Origin of the sequence: Empedobacter sp. UBA5924, assembly GCF_002431085.1 — a bacterium.
In the GTDB taxonomy this organism is placed as follows: Bacteria; Bacteroidota; Bacteroidia; order Flavobacteriales; family Weeksellaceae; genus Empedobacter; species Empedobacter falsenii_B.
In genome coordinates, this window is record NZ_DJDM01000033.1 from 40,911 (window position 1) to 65,393 (window position 24,483).

25 protein-coding genes are annotated in these 24,483 nt (G+C 30.7%); 12 read left to right on the plus strand and 13 right to left on the minus strand.

Annotated features, from left to right (window positions below):
• Window positions 1-53 precede the first annotated feature (53 nt).
• The 8 genes from yaaA to B3792_RS09290 all read right to left on the minus strand — a co-directional run bounded on the left by yaaA (window position 54) and on the right by B3792_RS09290 (window position 7,142).
• The gene (gene yaaA / locus B3792_RS09255; protein WP_291069449.1) at window positions 54-809 is read right to left on the minus strand and encodes a peroxide stress protein YaaA; all 756 of its coding nucleotides are present in this window, start codon (window positions 807-809) and stop codon (window positions 54-56) included.
• Between the two features lie 268 nt (window positions 810-1,077).
• The gene (locus B3792_RS09260; RefSeq protein WP_291067515.1) at window positions 1,078-1,497 is read right to left on the minus strand and encodes a GLPGLI family protein; all 420 of its coding nucleotides are present in this window, start codon (window positions 1,495-1,497) and stop codon (window positions 1,078-1,080) included.
• A gap of 21 nt (window positions 1,498-1,518) precedes the next feature.
• On the minus strand, window positions 1,519-1,827 hold the full coding sequence (locus B3792_RS09265) for a hypothetical protein (protein WP_291067517.1): 309 nt from the start codon (window positions 1,825-1,827) through the stop codon (window positions 1,519-1,521).
• 14 nt (window positions 1,828-1,841) lie between these two features.
• Entirely contained in the window at window positions 1,842-2,567 is a 726-nt protein-coding gene (locus tag B3792_RS09270) for a GLPGLI family protein (RefSeq protein ID WP_291048960.1), read from the minus strand.
• A 6-nt stretch (window positions 2,568-2,573) separates the two neighbouring features.
• Window positions 2,574-3,326 (minus strand): GLPGLI family protein, encoded by a 753-nt coding sequence (locus B3792_RS09275; protein ID WP_291048962.1) that lies wholly within the window; start codon window positions 3,324-3,326, stop codon window positions 2,574-2,576.
• A 144-nt stretch (window positions 3,327-3,470) separates the two neighbouring features.
• Entirely contained in the window at window positions 3,471-4,250 is a 780-nt protein-coding gene (locus tag B3792_RS09280; RefSeq protein ID WP_291048964.1) for an HAD family hydrolase, read from the minus strand.
• 60 nt (window positions 4,251-4,310) lie between these two features.
• The gene (gene lat, locus B3792_RS09285; protein ID WP_291052399.1) at window positions 4,311-5,600 is read right to left on the minus strand and encodes an L-lysine 6-transaminase; all 1,290 of its coding nucleotides are present in this window, start codon (window positions 5,598-5,600) and stop codon (window positions 4,311-4,313) included.
• 12 nt (window positions 5,601-5,612) lie between these two features.
• Window positions 5,613-7,142: an aldehyde dehydrogenase family protein gene (locus B3792_RS09290; RefSeq protein WP_115000947.1), complete on the minus strand. Its 1,530-nt coding sequence runs from the start codon at window positions 7,140-7,142 to the stop codon at window positions 5,613-5,615.
• A 141-nt stretch (window positions 7,143-7,283) separates the two neighbouring features.
• Between B3792_RS09290 and B3792_RS09295 the strand changes: the two genes are divergently transcribed.
• Together B3792_RS09295 and B3792_RS09300 are read left to right on the plus strand one after the other, a co-directional pair.
• A complete protein-coding gene (locus tag B3792_RS09295; protein WP_291069451.1) occupies window positions 7,284-8,450 on the plus strand; it encodes an acyl-CoA dehydrogenase family protein in 1,167 nt (388 codons plus the stop codon).
• Window positions 8,451-8,522: 72 nt separating this feature from the next.
• Entirely contained in the window at window positions 8,523-10,199 is a 1,677-nt protein-coding gene (locus B3792_RS09300) for a PNGase F N-terminal domain-containing protein (RefSeq protein ID WP_291069454.1), read from the plus strand.
• Between the two features lie 24 nt (window positions 10,200-10,223).
• On the opposite strand, the gene B3792_RS09305 is transcribed toward B3792_RS09300, so the two are convergent.
• Both B3792_RS09305 and B3792_RS09310 read right to left on the minus strand, forming a co-directional pair.
• Window positions 10,224-11,150, minus strand: a complete 927-nt coding sequence (locus B3792_RS09305) for an alpha/beta hydrolase (RefSeq protein ID WP_219034906.1) — start codon at window positions 11,148-11,150, stop codon at window positions 10,224-10,226.
• A 188-nt stretch (window positions 11,151-11,338) separates the two neighbouring features.
• Window positions 11,339-12,670: a metal-dependent hydrolase family protein gene (locus tag B3792_RS09310; RefSeq protein ID WP_125349824.1), complete on the minus strand. Its 1,332-nt coding sequence runs from the start codon at window positions 12,668-12,670 to the stop codon at window positions 11,339-11,341.
• A 360-nt stretch (window positions 12,671-13,030) separates the two neighbouring features.
• Between B3792_RS09310 and B3792_RS09315 the strand changes: the two genes are divergently transcribed.
• The 6 genes from B3792_RS09315 to ribD are packed head-to-tail and all read left to right on the plus strand — an operon-like array spanning window position 13,031 to window position 19,504.
• On the plus strand, window positions 13,031-13,768 hold the full coding sequence (locus B3792_RS09315) for a DUF4290 domain-containing protein (RefSeq protein ID WP_038336666.1): 738 nt from the start codon (window positions 13,031-13,033) through the stop codon (window positions 13,766-13,768).
• A 24-nt stretch (window positions 13,769-13,792) separates the two neighbouring features.
• On the plus strand, window positions 13,793-15,103 hold the full coding sequence (gene murA, locus B3792_RS09320; RefSeq protein WP_115000020.1) for a UDP-N-acetylglucosamine 1-carboxyvinyltransferase: 1,311 nt from the start codon (window positions 13,793-13,795) through the stop codon (window positions 15,101-15,103).
• A 10-nt stretch (window positions 15,104-15,113) separates the two neighbouring features.
• Window positions 15,114-15,791 (plus strand): VTT domain-containing protein, encoded by a 678-nt coding sequence (locus B3792_RS09325; protein WP_291048985.1) that lies wholly within the window; start codon window positions 15,114-15,116, stop codon window positions 15,789-15,791.
• Window positions 15,788-16,525: a shikimate dehydrogenase family protein gene (locus B3792_RS09330; protein WP_219034901.1), complete on the plus strand. Its 738-nt coding sequence runs from the start codon at window positions 15,788-15,790 to the stop codon at window positions 16,523-16,525. The genes B3792_RS09325 and B3792_RS09330 overlap by 4 nt, the downstream gene beginning before the upstream one ends.
• Before the next feature lie 54 nt (window positions 16,526-16,579).
• Window positions 16,580-18,442 (plus strand): DUF349 domain-containing protein, encoded by a 1,863-nt coding sequence (locus B3792_RS09335; protein ID WP_286495758.1) that lies wholly within the window; start codon window positions 16,580-16,582, stop codon window positions 18,440-18,442.
• A gap of 9 nt (window positions 18,443-18,451) precedes the next feature.
• Entirely contained in the window at window positions 18,452-19,504 is a 1,053-nt protein-coding gene (gene ribD, locus B3792_RS09340; RefSeq protein ID WP_219034899.1) for a bifunctional diaminohydroxyphosphoribosylaminopyrimidine deaminase/5-amino-6-(5-phosphoribosylamino)uracil reductase RibD, read from the plus strand.
• Window positions 19,505-19,545: 41 nt separating this feature from the next.
• On the opposite strand, the gene B3792_RS09345 is transcribed toward ribD, so the two are convergent.
• The gene (locus B3792_RS09345; RefSeq protein ID WP_291052412.1) at window positions 19,546-20,031 is read right to left on the minus strand and encodes a hypothetical protein; all 486 of its coding nucleotides are present in this window, start codon (window positions 20,029-20,031) and stop codon (window positions 19,546-19,548) included.
• Between the two features lie 73 nt (window positions 20,032-20,104).
• Between B3792_RS09345 and B3792_RS09350 the strand changes: the two genes are divergently transcribed.
• Both B3792_RS09350 and B3792_RS09355 read left to right on the plus strand, forming a co-directional pair.
• A complete protein-coding gene (locus tag B3792_RS09350; protein WP_219034897.1) occupies window positions 20,105-20,710 on the plus strand; it encodes an IMPACT family protein in 606 nt (201 codons plus the stop codon).
• Complete coding sequence (locus B3792_RS09355; RefSeq protein WP_219034896.1) at window positions 20,710-21,759, plus strand: acyltransferase family protein; 1,050 nt, start codon at window positions 20,710-20,712, stop codon at window positions 21,757-21,759. Before B3792_RS09350 ends, B3792_RS09355 begins: the two co-directional genes overlap by 1 nt.
• Window positions 21,760-22,011: 252 nt before the next feature.
• Here the strand turns inward: B3792_RS09355 and B3792_RS09360 are convergent, their stop codons facing one another.
• Both B3792_RS09360 and B3792_RS09365 read right to left on the minus strand, forming a co-directional pair.
• Window positions 22,012-22,509, minus strand: coding sequence for a hypothetical protein (locus B3792_RS09360; protein WP_244957947.1), 498 nt, complete (start codon window positions 22,507-22,509; stop codon window positions 22,012-22,014).
• A 29-nt stretch (window positions 22,510-22,538) separates the two neighbouring features.
• The gene (locus tag B3792_RS09365; protein ID WP_147280012.1) at window positions 22,539-23,066 is read right to left on the minus strand and encodes a hypothetical protein; all 528 of its coding nucleotides are present in this window, start codon (window positions 23,064-23,066) and stop codon (window positions 22,539-22,541) included.
• A gap of 174 nt (window positions 23,067-23,240) precedes the next feature.
• Here B3792_RS09365 and B3792_RS09370 point away from each other — a divergent pair, with 174 nt between their 5' ends.
• Complete coding sequence (locus tag B3792_RS09370) at window positions 23,241-23,936, plus strand: hypothetical protein (protein WP_291048991.1); 696 nt, start codon at window positions 23,241-23,243, stop codon at window positions 23,934-23,936.
• Between the two features lie 282 nt (window positions 23,937-24,218).
• Window positions 24,219-24,458, plus strand: a complete 240-nt coding sequence (locus B3792_RS09375; RefSeq protein ID WP_219035088.1) for a helix-turn-helix transcriptional regulator — start codon at window positions 24,219-24,221, stop codon at window positions 24,456-24,458.
• Window positions 24,459-24,483: the final 25 nt, after the last annotated feature.

The window sequence follows — 24,483 nt, forward strand, 5'->3', positions numbered from 1 at the left end:
AATAACAAAAGACTACTAATAAAGCAGTCTTCAAGTTATTATTTTTTTAGTCATTATCTTGTAAATACCAAAATTTCTTCGGTAGAAAGGTTCTCATCAAAACGATAACCATCCACGTCAAATGCTTTCACTTGATCCAAAGTTTCAACTTTATTTTCTGCACAATAACGCGCCATTGCACCACGAGCATGTTTAAAATACATCATGATTTTTTTCAATTCACCGTTCTTGTAATCTTGAAACTCTACATCAATCATCGGAACTTTTAACGATTTTTTATCCAAAACTTTAGCATATTCATTACTTGCTAAATTTAAGATAAATTCTCCTTTTTTTAGTTTCGAATTTAGAAAAGGTGTCAAAATTTCTTTCCAAAAACCATACAAATTTTTCGAACCATGAACATCTAATTTCGAACCCATTTCCAAGCGATACAACATTACTTTATCCGAAGGACGCAACATTCCATAAAGCCCAGATAACAAAAATGCATGTTTATTGAAATAATCAAGTGCTTCGTCGTTTAACGTCTCAGCATTCAAACCTCTATACACTTCACCTTTGAAAGCTAAAGCTGCTGGAATAGCTTGTTTCGCAGTAGGTTTAACATTCCAAACCTGATTACGCTCCACATTCATTTCTGCAATATCTTTCGAAATTTTCATTAATTTTTCAAGATCAGTTGTACTCATCTCTTTCATAACATCCATAATTTTTTGCGAATGTTCTAAAAATTGAGGTGTTGTTGCTCTCCATTTAGCATTCGTTTCCAAATTCATCATCTTCGCTGGCGAAAGTAATATTTTCATGTATCAAAAAATCTTAATTAATAAAAAAAGTATTCTGTTAGAATAAAATCTAATTCAACTCTTCTTTAACAAAGATAAGAATTGTTTGCTTTAGAAAAAGTGTAATTATATTGATTAAAAATATTCACAGATTATAAATAACTATTAATTAATATCAAAAAGGATTTAATTAAATTTTCGGTTTTCTTCGTCAATCATTTTTTCGAAATCTGACTGACTTATCTGTTTTCCTTTGGTTGATTTATTTATTGTTCTCTATACTATAAACTTAATCTTTATCTACTCCTTGGCTATTCATTTCTTGTTGTTTCTTAAAAAAAGCATCCATTTCTGCTTTATACGTTTTGAAATCAACAATTTTCCCTTTCTTTGGTTGATTTATTGTTACATTTTTCTTAGCTTCTTTTACAGATGTTGCATTATAAGTAATAACCATATCAGCATCGTCGTTCGTTTTTCTTTCTAATTCTAAAATCAAACCAGGTAATCCCATATACTTATCAGGTCCCGAAGGAAAAGACAAAGAAGTAGCAAACCAAGCTGTAAACTCTTCTTTATTGATTTTTGCAGTTGCTTTACGAACATCAAAGCCTAAGACTTTTCTCTTGTCGCGCGTTATAGTCCAATTAATTTTAGGAATAGAATCTTTGATAATTCGATCCATCCCAAAGCCAACCGATTCGTGCATATAAAAGTTTTCAAGTAAGTTTTAGTAATATAATCCATTTCCTTGATTACTACTGTAGCTTACTGAATTTCCACTATTTAGTGTTGGTTTTTGATTATAATTAGAAGCCGTTTTATTTGTTATTAAAATATAAGGTTTAGGAATTTTCATTTGTTCAGTAAAGTATCTAATCGTTTCATCTCTACTTAATTTTCGGTTGTCAATTGTAACTGAACCTTGAGTTTTACTTGCGTCATATACTGTATATACATCATATTCTACCTCTAAAACATCTTGCGCATTTGCAAAATAACATAAGCTGCTTAATACAATCAATAATAATTTTTTCATAATTTTTATTTAGGTTAATCTTTATCTACACCTTGGTGTTCATTCGAACTTTGTTGGTTATAATCAGCTTTCAGCTTTTCAAATTCGGCTTTAGAAATTTCCTTAGCCTTGAATAATTTCTTAAATTCTAAATGATCTTTTGTTGTAACAGAAGTTGCTTTCAAAGAATAAGATGGATCAATAATTCCATTTCGAATAGATTCTATTTTTAATACCAGACCTGGAAGATTAATAAATTCTTTTGGACCAAAACGTTTGGGTAAACTTGGTGCGTACCAAATGATTGATTTATTATTGTCATTATATTTTACAACTGCTTGTTTAACATCAAAACCCAAATAAGTCGATTTTTCTTGCGTTAATTCGTATTTATAATGTGTCGAAATGGTATCAGTTACAAGGTATTTTTTATTCTCTATCATCCATTCTTGTTTCATTTTATTTTGATTGAAATCTTGTTCAAAATTATACGAAAAAATACCATACATCGTAACTAACGCATTCCCTTGAGAATTATTAATTTTCTCAATCTTAGAAAAAACACTTTTTCCTTTTTCTATTTGTAGTACATAATTTTTTGGAACAGAAAGTGCTTTTATAAAATCATCACCCAATTTTTCTTCCTTTCCATCCTTCCCAAAAAGACGAGGAATAGAAACCTCCTCGTATTCAATTTCTAATGCATCTTGTGCTTGTAACACAATAGAAAAAAGGCTTATAAAAATTACTAAATATTTCATTCAAAATTATTTTTTATCCACTCCTATTGAAAAAGATTCTCTCATTTTTTGACGAGATTCATCTTGCAATTTTTTAAAATCTTCTTGTGTTATTTCTTCACCTTTCATAGGTTTAGTTTTAGACATTTTCTTAGGATTTAAGGTAATTTTATCCGCTTCATAAGTCATAATCGAACCAAATTTACCACCCGTTTCGCTCACCGTTTTCAGAATCAAACCTGGCAATCCATTCACTTGATTTGGTCCTGCATCAACCTTAATATCTGGTGCAAACCAAGCTGCTATTTGCTTGCCTTTATCATTACCAATAGCTTTTTTTACTTTGTGACCCAAAATCGTATCTTCAATATCTGTAATTTTCCATTCATAGTCTTTATATGGCGTAACCACAATAAAATTCTGTTTATCTAAAACGACTTCTTGACGAAACTCTTTCTTACTTGTTTCATTAATCAAAGCTTTATATTCTCCTCCAATATTAATTGAAAAAGCCCCCATAGAGCTACCATTTTGATCATTATTAATGGTTTCTATTTTTTTGTAAACGGACTGATGATCACTATATTCTAATTGATAATAAATATTTGGAGACCCTCCAATTTTTATTGTACCTCCTCCTTTTTGTGCTTGCTCTCTTTCAAACTCCTTTATTTTTTCTTCATCATGCTTTATATCATATTTATAATCGACAATAAGCTTTTCTTGCCCAAAACCAAAATTCGAAAAAAGTAAAAATCCAGCTAGTAATAATTGTTTCATTATATTGTAGTTTTTAATTAATACTCTAAAATAATTTTTATTTTTTAATTCTACAACAATAGAATGCGTAATTAACACAACATTGTGAAAAGAAAAAAAATCCAACTTAGGCTGGATTTTTTTTCTAAAAATTAAAATAAGTTTCTAAATTACCTCAAAATGTTTCAGTGCATTCCATATTCCGTGATTATCTGCAGAAGTTGTATAATAATCAGCCGCTTCACGAACATTCTCTTTCGCATCGCCCATTGCTACGCCTATTTTACAACCTTTCAACATACTAATATCGTTACCACCATCACCAAAAGCCATTGTTTTAGTTAAATCTAAATTATCGCGTTCAGCCATTCGCTCTATTCCACGCATTTTACTAATATTTTTCGGATTTATATCAGCAAAATATTCTATCCAACGTGTTCCTACACTGTTTGTCAACACATTTTTCATCAAATAATCTTCTTGTTCTTCGTTCACAAAAAAATTCATTTGCATAATATTATCTTTCGGCAAAGTTCGAGGATCAACCACTTCTGGAAGTTCCATTCCAAAATAAGCAAACGATTTTTCTACATTCTCATTCACACGATTGATACTAAACGCTTCTTTCGTCATATACGAAAATGAGAAAGGATTTTCATCATCATATTGTAACAAAGCCTCTATATCATTAGGGTTGATGTAATCTACAAAAAATGATTGACGGTTTTCGTCGGAGCACATTCCTCCATTATTATTGATGTAACCATCAAAACCATAATCAAAAATATGCTCAGGCATATCCACCATATTTCGTCCTGTTGCGATGTATATTTTTTTGTTTTTTTGTTTCAATAATTTCAACGCTTCGATTGTCGAATCACTGATTTCATGGTTTTCAAAACCTTGTAATGTTCCGTCAAAATCGAAGAAAAAAGAATCTATCATACTTTAGTTTTATCTTTTACAAAATTAAAAAAGCAACCTTTGTTTGGTTGCTTTTGCTGTTTATTTTAATGCTAATTTAATAATTTCTATTGCTTTATTGGTATCTTCTTCGGAAATATTGAGATGAGGACGCATTCGCACCGAGTTTTCACCACAAGGAAGAATAATCATATGATTTTCGAAACATGTTTTGATGAATTCTGAACGATCCAAATCTGATGAAAAATCAAACGCAATGAACAATCCTAATCCACGAATCGAATGAATTTTCTTCGTTTCTTTTGCGATTTCATTCAATTTTGATAAAATATATTTTCCTTTCTCTTCCGCATTTTCAACTAATTTTTCTTGTTCAATCACTTCTAAAATTAATTTGAAACGCAACATATCGATATAATTTCCACCAAAAGTCGAATTAATACGGCTTGATTCCTTGAAAACATTATTCGGAATTTGATCTAACTTTTCTTTATTCGCTAAAATTCCACAAACTTGTGTTTTCTTTCCAAACGAAATCACATCAGGAATCACATCATAATGCTGAAAAGCCCACATTTTACCAGTCATTCCCATTCCTGTTTGTACCTCATCAAAAATCAATAAAATCTCTTCTCTATCACAAATTTCTCTCAATTTCTGAAAGAATTCTTTTCGAAAATAATTATCTCCTCCTTCACCTTGAATCGGCTCAATAATAATACAAGCAACTTTATTTTTGCGTGTTTCTAAAGCATTTTCAATTTGTTCAATCGCACGTTTTTCAGCCTCAACAACCTTGCATAAATTATCTTCTGTAACAGGATAAATTCGTTTTGGATTTTCAATTCTTGGCCAATCAAACTTTGGAAAATATTCGTATTTACGAGGATCTTTCGTATTCGTTAGCGATAATGTATAACCAGAACGCCCATGAAAAGCTTGTTTAAAATGAATAACATCACTTGCTTCTTTCTCAATTCCTCTCGAAAAGTTTAATCTTGTTTTCCAATCAAAAGCCGTTTTCAATGCATTTTCTACTGCCAATGTTCCACCAGAAATAAAAAATAAATATTGCAATTCTTTCGGCATCGCTACACGCTCAAATGTATCAATTAAATCGGCGTAATCTTTTGTATAAATGTCTGACATCGCAGGTTTATTGACTGCATTTCGACCTAAAAAATCTATTTTCGCCATCAAATGTGGATGATTATAACCAATCGCAGTCGAAGCAAACATTGAAAATAAATCCAAATATTCAATGCCATTTTCGTCTACAACATAGGATCCATGCGACTTATCCATATCCATTACAATCGGATATCCATCTGCCAATATATGTTTTGCTAATCTTTCGTGTACTGTACTCATCTCTGTAAATTTTTAAAAATCAAACTTAATTCCTTGCGCCAATGGCACTTCTGTCGAATAATTAATTGTATTCGTTTGTCGTCGCATATACGCTTTCCAAGCATCCGAACCTGACTCACGCCCACCTCCAGTTTCCTTTTCTCCACCGAAAGCGCCGCCAATTTCAGCTCCAGAAGTTCCGATATTTACATTTGCAATTCCACAATCAGAGCCTTGCTGACTCAAGAATAATTCAGCTTCACGAAGATTATTTGTCATAATAGAAGACGATAAACCTTGTGCCACATTATTCTGAATTTCAATTGCATTTAACACATCTCCAAAATATTTGATTAAATATAAAATTGGAGCAAAAGTTTCATGTTGAACAATATCAAAATGATTCTCAACCTCAGCAATAACAGGCTTTACATAGCAACCGCTTTCAAAACCATTTCCTTCTAAAATTCCTCCTTCAACGATAATCTTTCCTCCTTCTTCATTAATTTTTTCTAATGCTTTTGAATACATTTCAACCGCATGTTTATCAATCAACGGTCCAACATGATTTGCTATATCCAACGGATTACCTATTTTTATCTGTTTGTAAGCATTTACTAACGATTCTTTTACTTTATCATAAATCGATTCATGAACAATCAAACGCCTTGTTGTTGTACAACGCTGTCCAGCCGTACCAACTGCACCAAAAACAGCCGAAGTCAACATAATTTTTAGATCAGCATCTGGTGTAACAATAATCGCATTATTTCCACCTAATTCTAAAATTGTTTTACCCAAACGAGCTGCAACAACTTTATTCACTTCAATTCCCATTCGCGTAGAACCTGTTGCAGAAACCAAAGCCACACGGGAATCTTGTGCAATCAATTCTCCAATTGTTTTATCGCCCATCACCAAAGAAGAAACTCCTTCTGAAATATTATTTGCTTTTAAAACTTCTGCTAAAATATGCTGACATGCAACTGCACATAAAGGCGTTTTTTCACTTGGTTTCCAAACAACAACATCACCGCAAACCATCGCTAAACACGTATTCCAAGACCAAACAGCAACTGGAAAGTTGAAGGCAGAAATAACGCCGACAACTCCAAGCGGATGATATTGATCGTACATGCGATGCAAAGGTCTTTCCGAATGAATTGTCGAACCATATAATTGACGCGATAATCCAACTGCAAAATCACAGATGTCAATCATTTCTTGCACTTCACCCAAACCTTCTTGATAGGATTTTCCCATTTCGTACGAAACCAATTTTCCCAAGGAAGCTTTTTTCTCACGAAGTTTATCTCCAAATTGACGCACAATTTCTCCACGTTTCGGAGCAGGAACCATTCGCCATTCTTTGAAAGCAACTTGTGCCTCTTTTATCACTTCTTCATAATCATCTTTTGTTGATGATTTTACTTTTCCAATCAATTTTCCATCTACTGGCGAGTAAGAAGAAAGCTCTTCACCTTTTCCAAACCAAGTATTTCCTGTTGATGTTCCAAGATTTTCGGAAGAAATACCTAATTCTTTTAATTCGTTTTCTATCATTTTTTTGTGTTATTTTGTGTTTTTAACTTTTACCTAAATTAGTCAAAAGTTTCATAAATTAAAATTTTTAATAAATATTATTCAGAATAATTTTTAATTTAATGAATAATCGTTATATTTAATAAAATAAAACCGCATAAAATGAATTCAACTACAGATTATTTTAAGATTGATGATTTATTAACCGAAGAACATAAATTAATTCGTCAATCTGTTCGAGATTTTGTGGATAACGAAATAAAACCTGTGATAGATGATGCCGCGCAACATCATAAAGATATTCCAGATTTAATGAAAAAATTAGGTGCAATTGGTGCTTTAGGACCTTATATTCCTGAAGAATATGGAGGTGCAGGCTTGGATCAAATGTCGTACGGATTAATCATGCAAGAATTAGAACGCGGCGATTCGGCTGTTCGTTCTGCTGCATCAGTACAATCTTCGTTAGTGATGTATCCAATTTTTTCTTTTGGATCAGAAGAACAAAAACGCAAATATTTACCAAAATTAGCTTCAGGAGAATTCGTTGGAAGTTTTGGATTAACTGAACCAAATCATGGTTCAAATCCAGGCGGAATGGAAACTCGTTTAACTAAAAATGGTGATCATTATATCTTAAATGGAGCAAAAATGTGGATTACAAATTCACCAATTTGTGATATTGCAGTTGTTTGGGCAAGAGATGAAGAAGGAAAAATTCGTGGTGTTATTGTAGAACGTGGAATGCAAGGTTTTACAACACCAGAAACTTTGAATAAATGGTCATTAAGAGCTTCAAAAACAGGTGAATTAGTTTTCGAAAATGTAAAAATTGAAGCATCTCAAATTTTACCAGAAGTGAGTAGTTTACGGGGACCACTATCTTGTTTAAATTCGGCTCGATACGGAATTTCTTGGGGTGTAATTGGTACTGCAATTGATTGTTACGAATCAGCTTTGAAATATTCATTAGAACGAACACAATTTGGAAAACCGATTGCTTCTTATCAATTACAGCAGAAAAAATTAGCTGAATTTATTACAGAAATTACGAAAGCTCAGTTGTTATGTTGGCGATTAGGAACGTTGAAAAACGAAAATAAAGCAACTCCTGAACAAATTTCTATGGCAAAACGCAACAATGTAAAAATAGCTATTGATATTGCGAGAGAATCTCGTCAAATTATTGGAGCAATGGGAATTGTAGGCGATTTCCCTATGATGCGACATGCTGCAAATCTTGAATCTGTAATTACATACGAAGGAACGCATGATGTCCATTTATTGATTACTGGAGCAGATGTGACAGGTATTAATGCTTTTGTATAAGATATTTTTTCATACAATCAGATATTTTTATAGGTTTACAATTCGTTTGTAAACCTTTTTTATTTATCACACATGAAATTGAAATCAATTCTACTTATAATTTTTTGTATTCAGGCTATTGTTCTTGATGCACAGGAAACCTACAAAATTACGTATGAACGCTTTTCGAACGGAAAGAAAGTCGAAGAAAATAACCCCATACAAGTTATTGCGAATACAAAAGAAACAATTATTGGAAAGCAACAAAGCTTTAATTTTTCGACAAATTATCCTGATGAAATGTTTTATTATTCCAAAACAAATCCATCAATCATCTCAATGATTACGCAATTTGACCCGACTAATTCTATTATTACAAATGATTCTGTCTCGTTTAATAAATCTGTTTTCACGATTTCTAAAGATACAAAACGAATTTTAGGTTTACGTTGTAAAAAAGCGACGACAAATATCAATTCGAATACAATAGACGTTTGGTTTGTTGACAATATGGAGTTGAATGCTTCTCCAACAATGATTGGAATGAATTTAGGTTTTGTCTTAGAATTTACTCGAAATAATAATTCAACTATTCGAGCTTCAAAAATAGAACGTGAAAAAGATTTGATTCCAAGTCAATTTATTCAAAAAGAATTGCATCAAAATCGAGTTGATTTATTGACATATAAAGATATTATTTGGAAAAGTAAATTTGTCGATATTCCGCTTTTATCACATCAACAAGTTAATTTTAGTAAAGATTTTTCGTCAAATGATTCAATTTATCGCTTTGCAAATGGAACTGTTGTAATTCGAAAAATTAAAATTCCTCAAATTAAAGTAGGAAGCCAAGTTTTCTTAAATGTTTCGCAACAATCAAATGGTGATGCTTACGATAGAACAGGTTCTGTATTTTTGATTCCACGTGATTCTAAAATTACATTTATGGATGGTTTACAAAAAGGAATCAATCAATTACCAATTTATACATCAGCAAATAATAAAAAATATCAAGGTTATTTTTTAACTGAAAATTATTCACCAACGATAGAATTAATGCGATTTTTCACACCTTTTGGAATCAAAAAATTCAATCATATTCAATTAAAAAATCAAACTTGGGAAACCGAAGCAAAATATCGTCAAGAAATCACAGAATTCCAAGGTTTATTATCTAATCAAGAGGTTTTAATCGGTTTCTTTATTGGAAATTATGATCAAGGCGGACATATTATTTCTGCCAATATTTCTGTTCATCCATCAGGTTCTACAACAATGCCAATTAAAAAGGCTTTACCAATTTTCAACACTGCAAATGTGATGGAAATGGCTGGACAAGAATACCCTACTTTATTCGAAAATCCGAATGGTTTTACGGTAGAATTCACGCTGAAAGAAGATTACAACAATGCTAAATTAAGATTTACAACAACTGGACATGGCGGTTGGGAAAATGGAGATGAGTTTGTTCCAAAAGAAAATAGTATTTTTCTTGATGGACAAAAAGTATTTAATATAGTTCCTTGGAGACAAGATTGTGGTTCGTATCGCGCTTATAATCCTGCTTCTGGTAATTTTGATAATGGTTTATCATCATCAGATTATAGCCGTTCTAATTGGTGTCCTGGAACAATCACAAATCCATACTTCATAGATTTAGGCAATTTAAAAGCCGGAAAACATAGTATACAAGTAAAAATACCGCAAGGAAAACCTGAAGGAAATAGTTTCAGTTATTGGAATGTTTCTGGTGTTCTTTTAGGAGAATAGTTTTTTTTAGAGCAAAAAGATTTATTAAACGTCTTTTTGCTCTATTTTTTTATGATTTATCAAAACCGTTAACCAATCTACAATATCTTGATAAACTTGCTCTTTAATAGATTCATTCAATATTTCATGTCTCAAGTTTGGATATAATTTTATTGAAACTTTTTCAAAACCATTTTGCTCTAAATCTTTATACGATTGCAAAACTCCTTTACCAAAATCACCAATTGGATCATCTGCTCCACTCACAAAATAAATAGGTAAAGATTGCGGTATAGCTTTTGTCCAATTCTTTTTTGTTGCTTGTATATTTAAATTAATCAAAGTATAAAAACCATTAACAGTAAAAGGTATTCCACAAAGAGGATCTTTCAGAAAATTTAAACGATTTAACTCATCTAAACTAAGCCAATTAGTTTCATAAAAATTTTCTTCATTTTTAAAATATTTATTATTTGATTTTAAAAAAATAATATTAAGTAATTTACTTCTTTTATGAGGAATCAATTTATTTAGAAGACTTAAAAAACTACTCAATAATTTAATTCCAGGAATTCTACCTCCTGTTCCCATAATTATAGCACCATCAAAATGATTTCCATATTCTTGAAGTAGGCAACGTGTTATAAACGATCCCATTGAATGCCCCAAAATAAAATGTGGTAATAAAGGATATTGATCTTCTAACCATTTTACCATAATTTTAGTATTTTCAATCAGTTTTTCTGTTGGACTATCTAAACTAAAAAAACTATAATCTTCTTCTATTTTCGCTGTTTTTCCATGTCCTAAATGATCATATAACAAAACTAGAATTCCTTTGTCCGTCAAATACTTTGCAAAATTCTCATATCGCCCACTATGTTCTTGCATACCATGGACAATTATCAGTGTTGCTTTAATCTCATCTTCTGGAAGAATTACTCTATAATAAATATTTTCTAGTATTGACATTTTTATTAAGATTTAATTATTAATTTACAGTTTTACTCATTCAAAATCAATATTTTTTATAAATAAACCATTGACTTTTTCAACAAATTTCAAGCTAATAAATAAGATCTAAAATTTCTAATTTTTACAACTAAAAAAACGAGGTAAAATAAAAATTAACCTCGTTTTTTTTATGATGTACGATAATTTTACTTTTTAGTTTTAATTGTATTCTTATAGATCTGTCCATCTTTAATAATCACTAAAAAATTTTTATCAGGATTAGCAATTAATGATAAATCTTTCAACGGATTTCCATCAACCAAAATCAAATCGGCTAAAGCTTGTTCTTCAACAACGCCTAATTTCCCTGGATATGGACTTCTTAAACCAGATAATTGCAACAATTCTCCATTATCTTGCGTAACCATCTTTAAAATTTCGGCATTTGTAAACCATTTTTGAAGACGTAATATGTAACTATTTTGATCATCATTCAACTCAGGTTCAAACAAGAAATCCGTTCCCCATGCAAGCTTCACACCAAGTTTTTTTGCTAAAGGCCAAACTTTATCTTGACCATCCAAAACTGGTTTACGTTTTTCTTTTCGCTGCTCGTCCATGTTTTCATTATTATCCATCAAATTTTGAAGGCTTAACCAAACTCCTTTTTTGGCAAGAATTTTTAATGTTTCTTCATCTAACATTTGACCATGCTCAATTGACTTCACTCCTGCTTCCACAGCACGTTGCACAGCTCTCGGCGTATAGGCATGTACCATTACATACGTTCCCCAATCTTCAGCAGCATCAACTGCAGCTTTCATTTCGTCAAAAGTATATTGTGTAACATCAATCGGATCATAAGCAGAAGACGTTCCTCCACCTGCCATTAATTTGATTTGACTCGCACCAAAACGTAAATTCTCTCTTGTTGCAGTCAAAACTTCATCTCTTCCATCAGCAATAAAAGTAGCTCCTAATTCCTCTGCACGAGATGCTTTACCAAAAAAACGACGCGAACGTTCATCAGGAGTTCTAAAATCTCCGTGACCAGCTGTTTGACTAATCGTTGCACCCGAAGGCCAAATTCTAGGCCCTGCAACTTTACCTTTATCGATGGCTAATTTCAAGGGAAAAATTGGCCCACCAGCATCACGAACACTCGTAAAACCACGCATCAACATTTTGTGGGAAGCTTCGCCAACCTTATTCATTAACATTTCTTCGGACATATCTGGCGACATCATTTGCGCCATCGTCAATGAACCAAATACCATGTGTACATGAACATCTATCAAACCTGGCATCAACGTTTTTCCTCCTCCATTAATTTTTACAACGTCTTGATTAGGTGAAGAAATTTTTGCAGAACTAATTTTTTCAATTTTTTGCCCAGAAACCAAAACATTCATCGGCGATGTTAATGCTTGAGTTTGATGATCTAAAATTCTAACATTTTCAATTAAAATCTGTTTTGTTTGAGCAAAAGTAAAAGTGGTAGCGAGAAAAAAAAGTGCTATTATCGACTTTATTTTCATAATTTATTGTTTAATTGCCCTAAAGATACGTTGAATGCGTGTAATTTGAGGATAAAGTTTAAATTAAAAATATATTCATTTAAATCATTCAAACAAAAACCAAAAATTCTAAATTATTAAAAGAAAATACTATATTTGTTGACAACCAAAAGGTTTTAACTTAATTTTCCTTGGTGATAAAGATTTTCAACTATTTTGAATTGAATAGACAAAATCTTGTTTTACGGTTTATCTTCTTCCGACTATAACCGTTTTTTTGAGGAATAAAATTTAATAAAAAATTAGCAATCAATACACCTTTTCTACCCAAATAATCGGATAGAATTTTGTAAATTTGTAACCAATACATTAGAAAATTTAATGGAATATAATACACTTCGTTCGCAATTGATTATTCCAGAATATGGTCGTCATATTCAAGAAATGGTAAATCATTGTAAAACAATAACAGACGAAACAGAACGCAACGGATTTGCCGAAATTATAATTGAAGTAATGGGAGAATTAAATCCTCACTTGCGCGATGTACCAGATTTTCAACATAAACTTTGGGATCAACTTTTTATCATGGCAGAATTTGATTTGGATGTAAAATCTCCTTATCCAATTCCGACAAAAAAAGATACGGTAAATAGTAAACCAAATAAAGTAGAATATCCAAAAAGCATCTATAAATACAGATATTACGGAAACAATATTCGTAAAATGATTGATGTTGCTGTAACGTGGGAAGAAGGCGAAAAACGCGAAGGTTTGTACTTTGCGATTGCCAATCACATGAAAAAATGTTATTTACTTTGGAATAAAGATACTGTTGATGATCAAGTTATTTTTAATCATTTGTACGAATTATCTGATGGTAAAATTGATTTGAGAAAAGTTGATGATCATTTGGTTTCTCCTGATCGTTTAAATTCGAATAATAATCATTCAAACAACAATCAAAACAATAGAAGTTACCAAAACAATAATCGTAATCATCAAAATAACAACAATCGAAATAATAACCAAAATTCGAATAATCGTCAAAACAACAATAACCGAAATAATCAAAATAACAACAATCGAAACCAAAACGTTCGAAACAATAAAGGTTAAATCAAAACTATTTAATACAACTAAATGGCTACATTTCAAATAAAGGGAGGGAAACCTTTGAAAGGAGAAATTACTCCGCAAGGTGCTAAAAATGAAGTACTACAAATTTTATGTGCGGTTTTATTAACCAATGAACAAGTTCGTGTTAAAAATATTCCAGACATCCGAGATGTCAATCGTTTGATTGAAATTTTGGGTGATTTAGGCGTAAAAACACAAAAAAATGGAAAAGGAGATTTTACTTTCCAAGCCGACGAATTACGATTAGATTATTTAAAAGGAAAACAATTTCGTAAAGATGGTGCTGCATTACGTGGATCAATCATGTTAATGGGACCACTTTTAGCTCGTTTCGGAGAAGCTTTTATGCCAAAACCAGGAGGAGATAAAATTGGGCGTCGTCGTTTAGATACGCACTTCGAAGGTTTCTTTGCGTTAGGAGCAAAATATCGCTTCAATCCAGACGAAGATTTCTACGGTGTAGAAGTAGACGAAAACGGATTGCAAGGTTCTTATATGTTATTGGAAGAAGCTTCTGTAACAGGAACTGCAAATATTATTATGGCTGCAGTTTTAGCAAAAGGAACAACAACTATTTACAACGCTGCATGTGAGCCTTACATTCAACAATTGTGTAAAATGTTGAACCGAATGGGTGCTAAAATTTCTGGAATATCTTCGAATCTTTTAACGATTGAAGGAGTTGAGAAGTTAGGCGGAACTGAACATACATGTTTACCAGATATGATCGAAATTGGATCATGGATTGGTTTAGCTGCCATGACAAAATCTGAATTAACAATCAAAAATGTTTCGTGGGAAAATTTAGGTGTTATTCCAGATGTGTTCAAAAAATTAGGAATCAAATTAGAGCGTCGTGATGACGACATCTATATTCCAGCACAAGAACATTACGAAATCGAGCGTTTTATTGACGGTTCTATCTTAACAATTTCTGATGCGCCTTGGCCAGGATTTACACCAGATTTATTATCAATTATCTTGGTAATTGCCACTCAAGCAAAAGGAAGCGTTTTGATCCACCAAAAAATGTTCGAGTCTCGTTTATTCTTCGTGGATAAATTAATTGATATGGGAGCGCAAATTATTTTATGTGATCCACATCGCGCAACTGTTATTGGTCTTAATCACGAAACTCCTTTAAAAGGAGCCGAATTAACTTCTCCAGATATTCGTGCTGGTATGTCTTTATTGATAGCTGCCCTTTCTGCAAAAGGAAAAACTGTTATTCATAATATCGATCAAATTGACCGTGGTTATGAAGATATCGATGTACGTTTACGTGCTATTGGAGCTGATATAATTAGAGCTTAAAAAATAAAAAATGCAATCTATTATTGAGTTTATCACTAATTTTGTTCAACGCCCAGACAAGGTATTAATGGACATTATCAATAATTACGGTTATTGGATATATGCTATTTTATTCTTGATAATTTTTGCTGAAACAGGCTTAATTATCATGTCATTTTTAATGCCTTTTTTACCTGGAGATGCACTAATCTTTTCGATTGGAATGATTGCAGCAAGCGATGATCAAAACCATTTGCATATCGAATATATTATTCCATTACTGATGGTTGCAGCAATTCTTGGTGATAACGTAAATTATTATGTTGGACGAAAATTTGGTGGCTGGATTTTAGGACGAAAAGACTCGTGGTTTCTTAAAAAGAAACATATCGAAAAAGCAACAGAATTTTTTAACGAAAATGGTAAAAAAGCAATTATTATCGCTCGTTTTATGCCTGTTGTTCGTACAATAATTCCATTTATTTGCGGTATTACAAACCTTAATTATCGCACATTTATTACCTATAGTTTTATAGGCGCGGTACTTTGGGTTGGTGTTATTTCTCTTTTGGGACACACATTAGGTCAGTTTGACATTGTAAAAAATAATTTAGAGAAATTCATTTTCGGAATTATATTATTGGCGAATATGCCGTTGATTATCCGAATTGTGAAAGCTCAATTCAATAAAAATAAAACAGAAGAATGAGACAATTTGGATTAATCGGAAGAAATATTTCCTATTCATTTTCTAAATCTTATTTTGCTGAAAAATTTAAAAACGAAAACATTGTAGACGCTGTCTACAATGTTTTTGATTTACAGCAAATCGATGAAGTAGAAAAAGTATTCGAAACCGAAGGTTTAGTGGGCTTTAATGTTACAATTCCTTACAAACAAGAAATCATTCCATTTTTGGACGAATTATCACCAGAAGCTAAAGCAATTGGTGCGGTTAATACAGTTTTGATACAAGATGGAAAACGAATCGGGCATAATACAGATTGTTATGGTTTTCATCATTCGATAGAACCTATTTTAGAACCTCATCATAAAAAAGCATTGGTGTTAGGAAATGGAGGTGCTGCAAAAGCGGTTTTTTATATTCTTGATTTATTGAAAATTGAATATAAAATAGTTTCAAGAACAAAAACTGAAAATCATTATTCATATGATGAATTAAATAAAGAAATCATTCATAATCATCAAATTATTGTGAATTGTTCGCCAGCTGGTACTTTTCCAAATACTGAAATCGCTCCACTTCTACCCTACCAATTTATCAACGAAAATCATTTATTGTACGACTTGATTTACAATCCACCATTGACAAAATTTTTAGAAAATGGTCAACAAAATGGAGCCAAAATAAAAAATGGTCACGAAATGTTGGTTCTACAAGCCGAAAAAGCTTGGGAAATTTGGAATAATCGTACAAAATAGACTTGATATTGTCCTCAAATTTTATTAGATTTGAGAAACAAAACTTAATTTCTTATGAATACTGAAATGGATAACCTGCAAAATGCAGACGGAGAACAATTACCTAAACCTGCAAATACAAACGACTCTAACACGGAATCTTACAAAACGGTAGAGTTAACGAACCAAGAAAAAATAAGCGATATTTCGTTCAAAGATTACGAAAAATTTAGTTTTGATGTTTTGATTAACGAAGCAAAAAATCTATTAAGCAAATATGATGTTCAAGAGATTCGCGAGCATTTTAATCAAATTCGTGATGCATTCAAAACTAAATTAGAAGAAGATGAAGCTGCAAAAAAAGAAGCTTTCTTAAGTGAAGGTGGTGATGAATTAGATTTTAAATACGAAACATCTTTTAGAGCAAAATTTAACGCTGTTTACAACGATTTTAAAAATCAATTAGCAGTTTTTCATAAAGAAAACGAAAAAAAGGAATCTGATAATTTAAAGGAACGTTTAGAAATTATTGACGAATTGAAAGCCTTGTATCAAGAACCAAGTGATTCTTCGGCGGCAATGTTCAAGAAATTTCGTGAGTTAAAAACTCGTTGGCACAATGCAGGAAGAATTCCGAGCAAAAATGCTGAAAATGTATTCAAAAATTATTTTTTCCACTTAGATAATTTCTACACATATTTGGATATGAATAAGGAATTGCAAACATTGGATTATGCACATAATCTGGAAGTTCGTCAATCGATTATTAAACGTGCAGAAGAATTAATTGGAGAGCAAAACGTGCAAAAAGCTTTGAATGAATTGCAATATTTGCATCGTTTATGGAAAGAAGAAGCCGTCCCTGTACAAGAAGATTTGCGCGAACCAACGTGGCAAAAATTCAAAGAATTAACAAATAAAATTCATGACCGTAAAGGGGAATTGAATGAAAAAATAAAACAAGAGCAAAAAGATAATTTAGAAAAGAAGAATCAAATTATCGCTCGTATCAAAGAAATTTCTGAGCAAGCAACAACAAAATCGCATGGCGATTGGCAAAAAGCTATTTCTGAAATAAACTCTTTGCGTGAGAACTTTATCACAATTGGACGTGTTCCGAAAGATAAAAATTCTGCAACTTGGGAAGCTTTCAAAGAAGTGACAAGACAATTTAATCACATCAAAAATGATTTCTATAAAAATCTAAAATCAGAGCAACAACTGAATCTTGAAAAGAAATTGGCTTTGTTAGAAATTGCAAAACAACATACGGAAAGCACGGATTGGAATGCTTCTGTACAAGTGATTAAAAAAATCCAAAATGATTGGAAAAAAATTGGACATGTTCCAAGAAAAAATTCAGACAAAATCTGGAAAGAATTCAAAGATACATGTAATCAATTCTTTGATCGTTACAAAAAACGTCACGAACAAGCGAATCAAAAAATGGAACAAAATTTAGAAAAGAAACAAGCTTTCTTAGACGATTTCAAAAATCAAACGATTTCTGAAAACAAAGAAGAGGCGTTGAAACAACTAGAAGAAATCCAACATAATTGGACAAGTTTAGGAAAAGTTCCATCAGAAAAAACTTCAATCAATCAAGAATTTACAGATGTTTACCACAAAAAATTAGATGCTTTAAATCTTTCTAAAAATGAATTGAACGATTATAAGTTGAAATCATTTGTCAATAAAGTAAAATCTGGAAATAATGGAAATTTATTGGATGACGAGATTAGAAAAACACGTAAAATAATTGAGGATTTAGAAAAAGAAATCAATCAATTGGATAATAATGTACATTTCTTTTCGAATGCAAATGAGAATAATCCTTTATTAAAAGACGTTTACAAACAAATTGACGATAAACGTAAAAAATTAATTGAAGCAGAAATCAAACTGAAAACATTATTCAATATTGATTTTAATGCATAATTTTTAGGCATGACACAACAATCTATCGATGAGCAATATATGGCTCGTTGTATACAAATTGCAACAAACGGGTTAGGAACAACATATCCTAATCCGTTTGTTGGTTCTATTATTGTACATAACAACAAAATTATAGGCGAAGGTTTTACGTCAGAATATGGCGGACCGCACGCCGAAGTGAACGCTATTAATTCGGTTAAAAATCAAGAATTATTAAAAGAATCTACGTTATATGTTACGTTAGAGCCTTGTTCGCATCACGGAAAAACGCCTCCTTGTGCGGATTTGATTATAGAAAAAGAAATTCCAAAAGTCATAATTGGAACTTTAGATCCTTTTGCGAAAGTAAATGGGCAAGGTTATTTACGTTTGTTGAAAAATGGTGTTGATGTAACGCTTGGTGTTTTGGAAAAAGAATGTATCAAACTCAATAAGCGTTTTATAACATTTCATCAGAAAAAACGTCCATATATTATCTTAAAATGGGCGCAAACAGAAGACGGATACATGGGGCGTGATGATGTACAATTGTGGATTACAAACCAATATACAAAACAGTTAGTACATAAATGGCGAACGGAAGAACAAGCTATTTTGGTTGGAAAAAACACCGCTTTGATTGATAATCCACAACTTAACACACGATTATGGAAAGGAAATAATCCGTTGAGAATTGCGATTGACAAAAACTTAGCGATTCCGAGAAGTTTCCATTTGTTTGATCAAACACAACCTACTGTAATTTTCAATTCGATTGAAAATTGTTCTGAAGAAAATTTAGAACTTGTTCAATTAGATTTTACGCAAAAAATATTGCCACAAGTGATGGATTATTTATACGAAAACAATGTTCAATCCTTAATTATTGAAGGTGGAAGTGATACCATACGACATTTTATTGATGCTGATTTGTGGGATGAAGCACGAATTTTGAGCTCGGATACTATTTGGAATGAAGGAATTTTAGCTCCTCGACTCAAAGGAACACGAACTGAAAAACATCGTTTTCTGAATGATGAATTAAATATTTTCGAAAATAGAATAGAAATTGAAGAGCCTTAGATTTTAAGGTTCTTTTTTTATTTATGATTTATTTGAATTTATTAAAATTTTCGTTTAATAATTATTTCAGAAAATTTATTCTTCTCAAATTCTATGTTATTTATTGATTCAACAAGAAAACTCATTTTATAAAATTTATTTTGTAGCTTAAATATTAATTTCCCACCAACATTATCAATTTTATAATTAAAAATATTTTGTTTTTTTGTTACATAGCAAAATGATGGTTCATTACAATTTTGGCAATCAATTAAATTTACTTTATTATTTTTCAAAAATCTAAATTCTATTGTACGACGAAATTGAAATTTAGATTTTCCAATTGAACTATTATAAATCTTCAGATTTTCAGTTTTGTAAAACATACTATCTTGATTATCTGTAATAATTCTATAATTATAATCTATCATTGAATTATTAATGATCCTTTTAAATTCCTTCTTTGAAATACTCTGGCAAAAAGAATACTCGAACACATTAGTATGAATAAAAATAAATAAGCTTTCATTTATATTAAATTTTTTCATCATTCATAAATATAAAACCTTTTTTCTTTAAAAGTACTATTTAAACTATCTTTGCGCTACTTTTCAATACAACATGACGGACAATTATCGTACAATCGAGAAAGCGGTGGAAGATGTAATTTTCAAAGAATTGGGTAGTAAGTTTATTAATTTTGCTTATCCAATTGAAAATGAAGATGACATCAAAATTTATTTGGATCAATTACGCGAAATTCATCCCGATGCAAATCATCATTGTTACGCGTACGCTCTTGGTATAGATGGTAAAAATCATCGTGCAAATGATGACGGTGAGCCAAATGGTTCGGCTGGTTTACCAATTTATAATCAAATTTTATCAAGCGAAATCACCAATGTTTTAATTGTTTCTGTACGTTATTTTGGTGGAACAAAATTAGGAATTCCTGGTTTGGTAAAAGCCTATAAATATGCGGCACAAGTTGTGTTAGAAGAAGCAAATATTGTAGAAAAATTTGTTTCAAAACGTGTGAAAATGGTTTTTAACTATGATCAACAAGGAATTGTAGAACGCAATGTCTATCGGATTTCTGGAGAAATTAAAGACAAACATTTTTCTGATAAATGTATGTTTACAATTTCAGTAAGAGAAAGTAAATTGGAAGAATTTATTCGCATGTTTGACGAATATTATCAAATGGAAATTAAAATTATTGACTAATGCTAAATAGCTTAACTTCTTTACGTTTTTTCTTTGCTTTTGTCGTTTTCTTAAGCCATTTAACGTTTGTAAAAACTGATTTAGCTTGGTATAATTATCTAAAAAATAACGTCTTTTTCGAAGGTTATCTTGGTGTTGGTTTTTTCTTTATTTTAAGCGGATTTGTTATAGCGCTTAATTACGAAAAGAAAGTCATCGACAATCCAAATTTTGATAAAAAGAAGTTTTATATCGCGCGAATTGCTCGAATTTATCCACTTCATGTCCTAACCTTTTGTGTCATGTTACCATTTGTTATCATCAATGTTTGGCAAGGTTATTTTCATTGGGATATTGCAGGTGCGAACTTATTTTTATTGCAATCTTATATTCCGGTAAAAGATTTTTATTTCTCTATTAATAACGTTTCCTGGAGTATTTCGACCGAATTATTTTTCTATTTGATGTTTCCTTTTTATGTGATTTGGTTGCATAAATTCCCGAAACTGAAATATATTTTATTACTAATTATTCCGATTATTATTTTTGCAGAACCTTATTTCAGAACAAATATGAAATTGGAAAAAGCGATTTTTTACATCAATCCAATTGTTCGCAGTTTCGATTTTATTTTAGGAATTATTACCTGTCAAATCTATAAAAAGATAAAAGATACGCCTATCAATTTTTCGAGAGGAACTTTAATAGAAATCGCTGCAATTGCTGTTTTGGCAATCTTTTTCTACTTCCACAATGATGTTGCGAGAGCTTTTCGTTACGGAATTTATTATTGGATTCCGATGGTTGGAATTGTCCTAATTTTTGCTTTACAAAAAGGTTTCTTTTCGAGAATTCTTCAACATAAAACATTGGTTTATTTAGGTGAAATTAGTTTTGCATTTTATATGATTCATATGATTGTGATAAAATATGGAAATCAATATTTACCGAAAATCAATGATTTTCAGAAAATTGGAATTTATTTCGTAATTGCTTTAATTTTAAGTGCATTAACGTTTGAATATTTTGAGAAACCCGTTGCGAAGTGGATCAAAGATAAAGTGAAGTAGTAGCGAGTATTTCTAAAAAATTAATTCAAATAGTTGATTATAACTGAGATTGTGACAATAATAATTGAAACAACAATCAAAATATCTAAGTAATTTATTTTTTTTGAACCAAAATTTGTAGTTCGTTTGCGTTTTCGTGAATACACTATTTCTTTGTTCATTTTTTAAAAGAAAATAAGCCGCGAGTTACCACGACTTATTTGTCAAATAATTAATAGTACATTATATAGTTAAAAGTTCTTAGTAATCCTATTACTGGTACTTGTAGCAACTTCCTGTTTTCTTTGCCGATTTACCTGTCATTTTATCAGATAATAGTAGAATAAATGGACATCTAACTTCTGCAGCTTGTTGTTTTAAAACTTTTTCTGCACGCTCATCTTTTCCATTTCCAGTTCTGAAGTTAATCATACCTGTTTTAGATTTTAAATCATCTCCTTTTTTCAAACCTGCAACCAAAGATTTATCTTCCAAAATAATCACTTTCCCCCAATCTTTATCGTCAGTAATTTCAATTTTATCAGAAACATCCTCAATACGAGTGCTTTTCCCGTAAAATACTTTATTAACAGAATATTTACTCAAAGACTGTATAGCATCTTCTCCATCATACGTATATTCTACTGTAAATTCTCCCACACGCTTAATCTGACCTTCGATAATCTCACCAGAATGTTTGTAAATTTTATCTACTTGTCCAAATGCTAGCGAAGCCATAAGACCTAACCCTAAAATAAAAATGTTTTTCATTGTTAATTGTTTTAAATATTGACTTAATTTTAATTGATTTCTAAAATACTTTCAGTTTCGTTGATTGTAATTATGGTTTTTAGAGGACTAGATTCCAGTAAACCATAATTTTCTTTTAGATTGGTGGTCGGTTTTTTCAATAAATCAATTAATTGATCAATTGATTCTTGATAAATTTTCTTTTTTGTAGAGTTCTTAACTAAAGAGATATAATACGTCTTATAGTTTTTCTTAATTGGAGCTTCTTTTTCTATTTCTTCTGCAATATTTTTAAAGAAACTTGTTCTATTTTCAGAATTTTTGACCACAATACGCTTTATATTTTTCCCTTCAGTTTCAACCTCAATATTCAACGTATATGGTTCAATTTTTACTGAATTGTACATTACTTTTTGGTTTCCAAAATTATCTTCAATAGATGTAGAAGAAACCTTATAAAAATCCTCTAACTCATTTACACGATTTCCAATAAATTGTTTTAAATTTTTGTAATCCAAATTTTGAGAGAAACCTAAACTACACAACAGTAGTAATAAAGTAGATAAAATAATCTTCATTTTTAATAAATAATTAGCTATTAACACCAGATTTATGTGCTAAATAAATTCTTTGCAAATTTTAGGATTCAGTACTTAAATTCCTATTTTTGCAGGAGTAGTTATGAGGTAGTTTAACGATTACTACCTACAGGTAGTTGAATTACTTTACTAAATATCAGTTATATAATAAAAATGAATAACAAAACACTTTTTATATTCTTTACTCTATTTTTTACCCAGGTAGGGACAGGAAACACTATAAATTCCGAAATTCTAAAGAAAAAAATTTCATCTTATAATGAAATTGGTTCATTTGATAAATCAATTATCAAATTGGATAGTATTATACATTCTAAAAACGTAACGAATTACGATTTATATAATTTGTATTTGTTAAAATATCTTACGTATAAAACATTATTAAATTATCCAGAAGCAGAAGAAAATTTAAACGTTGCTGAAAAATATGGTTTAAAGAGTTCGAAATATAAAGTCGAAGTTGAGACAAGAGTTTTAATTGAACGAATCTTCATCCAATTTGATTATTTAAAATATGATAAGGTTAAGGAATTGCTTCAAAAAGTAAATAAATCTAATTTAAAATATTTGGATGCAGAAACTTATGGCTTTTATATTTCTGTTTTAGGCACAATGAATAGTTTAAATAAAAATTATATTCAGGCAGAAAAAGATTATTTGGAAGGTATAGAAATTTTGAAGCAAAAATCTCCCAAACATTTACCTAATATTTATAGAAAGCTTTTACACTTATATACAGAAACAAAGGACAATAAGAAGGCTTTAGAAGCTTTTAACAAAGGTTTGTATTATGCAAAACATTATAGTATAAAACTTTATATTTTGAATATGTATGAATCTCTTACTTAGTATTATGCGCAGAATGAAGATTGGGAAAAAGCATACAAAACAAGATTAATTGTAAATGATCTTGCAACTGATTATGATGCAATTAATCAAAGTGGAAAATTACAAAATTTAGAACGAGAAATTATTAATAAACGAAATGATTTAGAAGTTCGAAATCAAAAAAATATCCGATTATTTCTAGTTATTATTTCTACAATTCTAATCATATTATTAATTGTTCTTTATAAATTCTACAAGATAAACATCGAAAAAAGAAAACTTGTTGAAAATGAAAATGAACGGATGAGAAATAAACTTTCTGATTTGATTAATCATTCGAATAACGCAAATCAAGTTGAAAAGAAAATCATTTTAAGTGATTATAATCTTTCGGAAAGACAACTGGATATCATCGAATTAGTGAAGAAAGGATTTACAAATAAAGAAATTGCAACTGAACTCTATATTTCTGAGAATACCGTGAAATATCATTTAAAGGTTATTTACAATACTTTGGGAATAGAAAGTCGTAATTCGTTGTAAATAAAGGCAATATCCAAAAAACTGT

Excerpts from the sequence above, each read along its gene's own strand:
- yaaA (WP_291069449.1), bottom strand. The coding sequence starts at position 809 with ATGAAAATATTACTTTCGCCAGCGAAGATGATGAATTTGGAAACGAAT.
- B3792_RS09260 (WP_291067515.1), bottom strand. The coding sequence starts at position 1,497 with ATGCACGAATCGGTTGGCTTTGGGATGGATCGAATTATCAAAGATTCT.
- B3792_RS09265 (WP_291067517.1), bottom strand. The coding sequence starts at position 1,827 with ATGAAAAAATTATTATTGATTGTATTAAGCAGCTTATGTTATTTTGCA.
- B3792_RS09270 (WP_291048960.1), bottom strand. The coding sequence starts at position 2,567 with ATGAAATATTTAGTAATTTTTATAAGCCTTTTTTCTATTGTGTTACAA.
- B3792_RS09275 (WP_291048962.1), bottom strand. The coding sequence starts at position 3,326 with ATGAAACAATTATTACTAGCTGGATTTTTACTTTTTTCGAATTTTGGT.
- B3792_RS09280 (WP_291048964.1), bottom strand. The coding sequence starts at position 4,250 with ATGATAGATTCTTTTTTCTTCGATTTTGACGGAACATTACAAGGTTTT.
- lat (WP_291052399.1), bottom strand. The coding sequence starts at position 5,600 with ATGAGTACAGTACACGAAAGATTAGCAAAACATATATTGGCAGATGGA.
- B3792_RS09290 (WP_115000947.1), bottom strand. The coding sequence starts at position 7,142 with ATGATAGAAAACGAATTAAAAGAATTAGGTATTTCTTCCGAAAATCTT.
- B3792_RS09295 (WP_291069451.1), top strand. The coding sequence starts at position 7,284 with ATGAATTCAACTACAGATTATTTTAAGATTGATGATTTATTAACCGAA.
- B3792_RS09300 (WP_291069454.1), top strand. The coding sequence starts at position 8,523 with ATGAAATTGAAATCAATTCTACTTATAATTTTTTGTATTCAGGCTATT.
- B3792_RS09305 (WP_219034906.1), bottom strand. The coding sequence starts at position 11,150 with ATGTCAATACTAGAAAATATTTATTATAGAGTAATTCTTCCAGAAGAT.
- B3792_RS09310 (WP_125349824.1), bottom strand. The coding sequence starts at position 12,670 with ATGAAAATAAAGTCGATAATAGCACTTTTTTTTCTCGCTACCACTTTT.
- B3792_RS09315 (WP_038336666.1), top strand. The coding sequence starts at position 13,031 with ATGGAATATAATACACTTCGTTCGCAATTGATTATTCCAGAATATGGT.
- murA (WP_115000020.1), top strand. The coding sequence starts at position 13,793 with ATGGCTACATTTCAAATAAAGGGAGGGAAACCTTTGAAAGGAGAAATT.
- B3792_RS09325 (WP_291048985.1), top strand. The coding sequence starts at position 15,114 with ATGCAATCTATTATTGAGTTTATCACTAATTTTGTTCAACGCCCAGAC.
- B3792_RS09330 (WP_219034901.1), top strand. The coding sequence starts at position 15,788 with ATGAGACAATTTGGATTAATCGGAAGAAATATTTCCTATTCATTTTCT.
- B3792_RS09335 (WP_286495758.1), top strand. The coding sequence starts at position 16,580 with ATGAATACTGAAATGGATAACCTGCAAAATGCAGACGGAGAACAATTA.
- ribD (WP_219034899.1), top strand. The coding sequence starts at position 18,452 with ATGACACAACAATCTATCGATGAGCAATATATGGCTCGTTGTATACAA.
- B3792_RS09345 (WP_291052412.1), bottom strand. The coding sequence starts at position 20,031 with ATGAAAAAATTTAATATAAATGAAAGCTTATTTATTTTTATTCATACT.
- B3792_RS09350 (WP_219034897.1), top strand. The coding sequence starts at position 20,105 with ATGACGGACAATTATCGTACAATCGAGAAAGCGGTGGAAGATGTAATT.
- B3792_RS09355 (WP_219034896.1), top strand. The coding sequence starts at position 20,710 with ATGCTAAATAGCTTAACTTCTTTACGTTTTTTCTTTGCTTTTGTCGTT.
- B3792_RS09360 (WP_244957947.1), bottom strand. The coding sequence starts at position 22,509 with ATGAAAAACATTTTTATTTTAGGGTTAGGTCTTATGGCTTCGCTAGCA.
- B3792_RS09365 (WP_147280012.1), bottom strand. The coding sequence starts at position 23,066 with ATGAAGATTATTTTATCTACTTTATTACTACTGTTGTGTAGTTTAGGT.
- B3792_RS09370 (WP_291048991.1), top strand. The coding sequence starts at position 23,241 with ATGAATAACAAAACACTTTTTATATTCTTTACTCTATTTTTTACCCAG.
- B3792_RS09375 (WP_219035088.1), top strand. The coding sequence starts at position 24,219 with ATGAGAAATAAACTTTCTGATTTGATTAATCATTCGAATAACGCAAAT.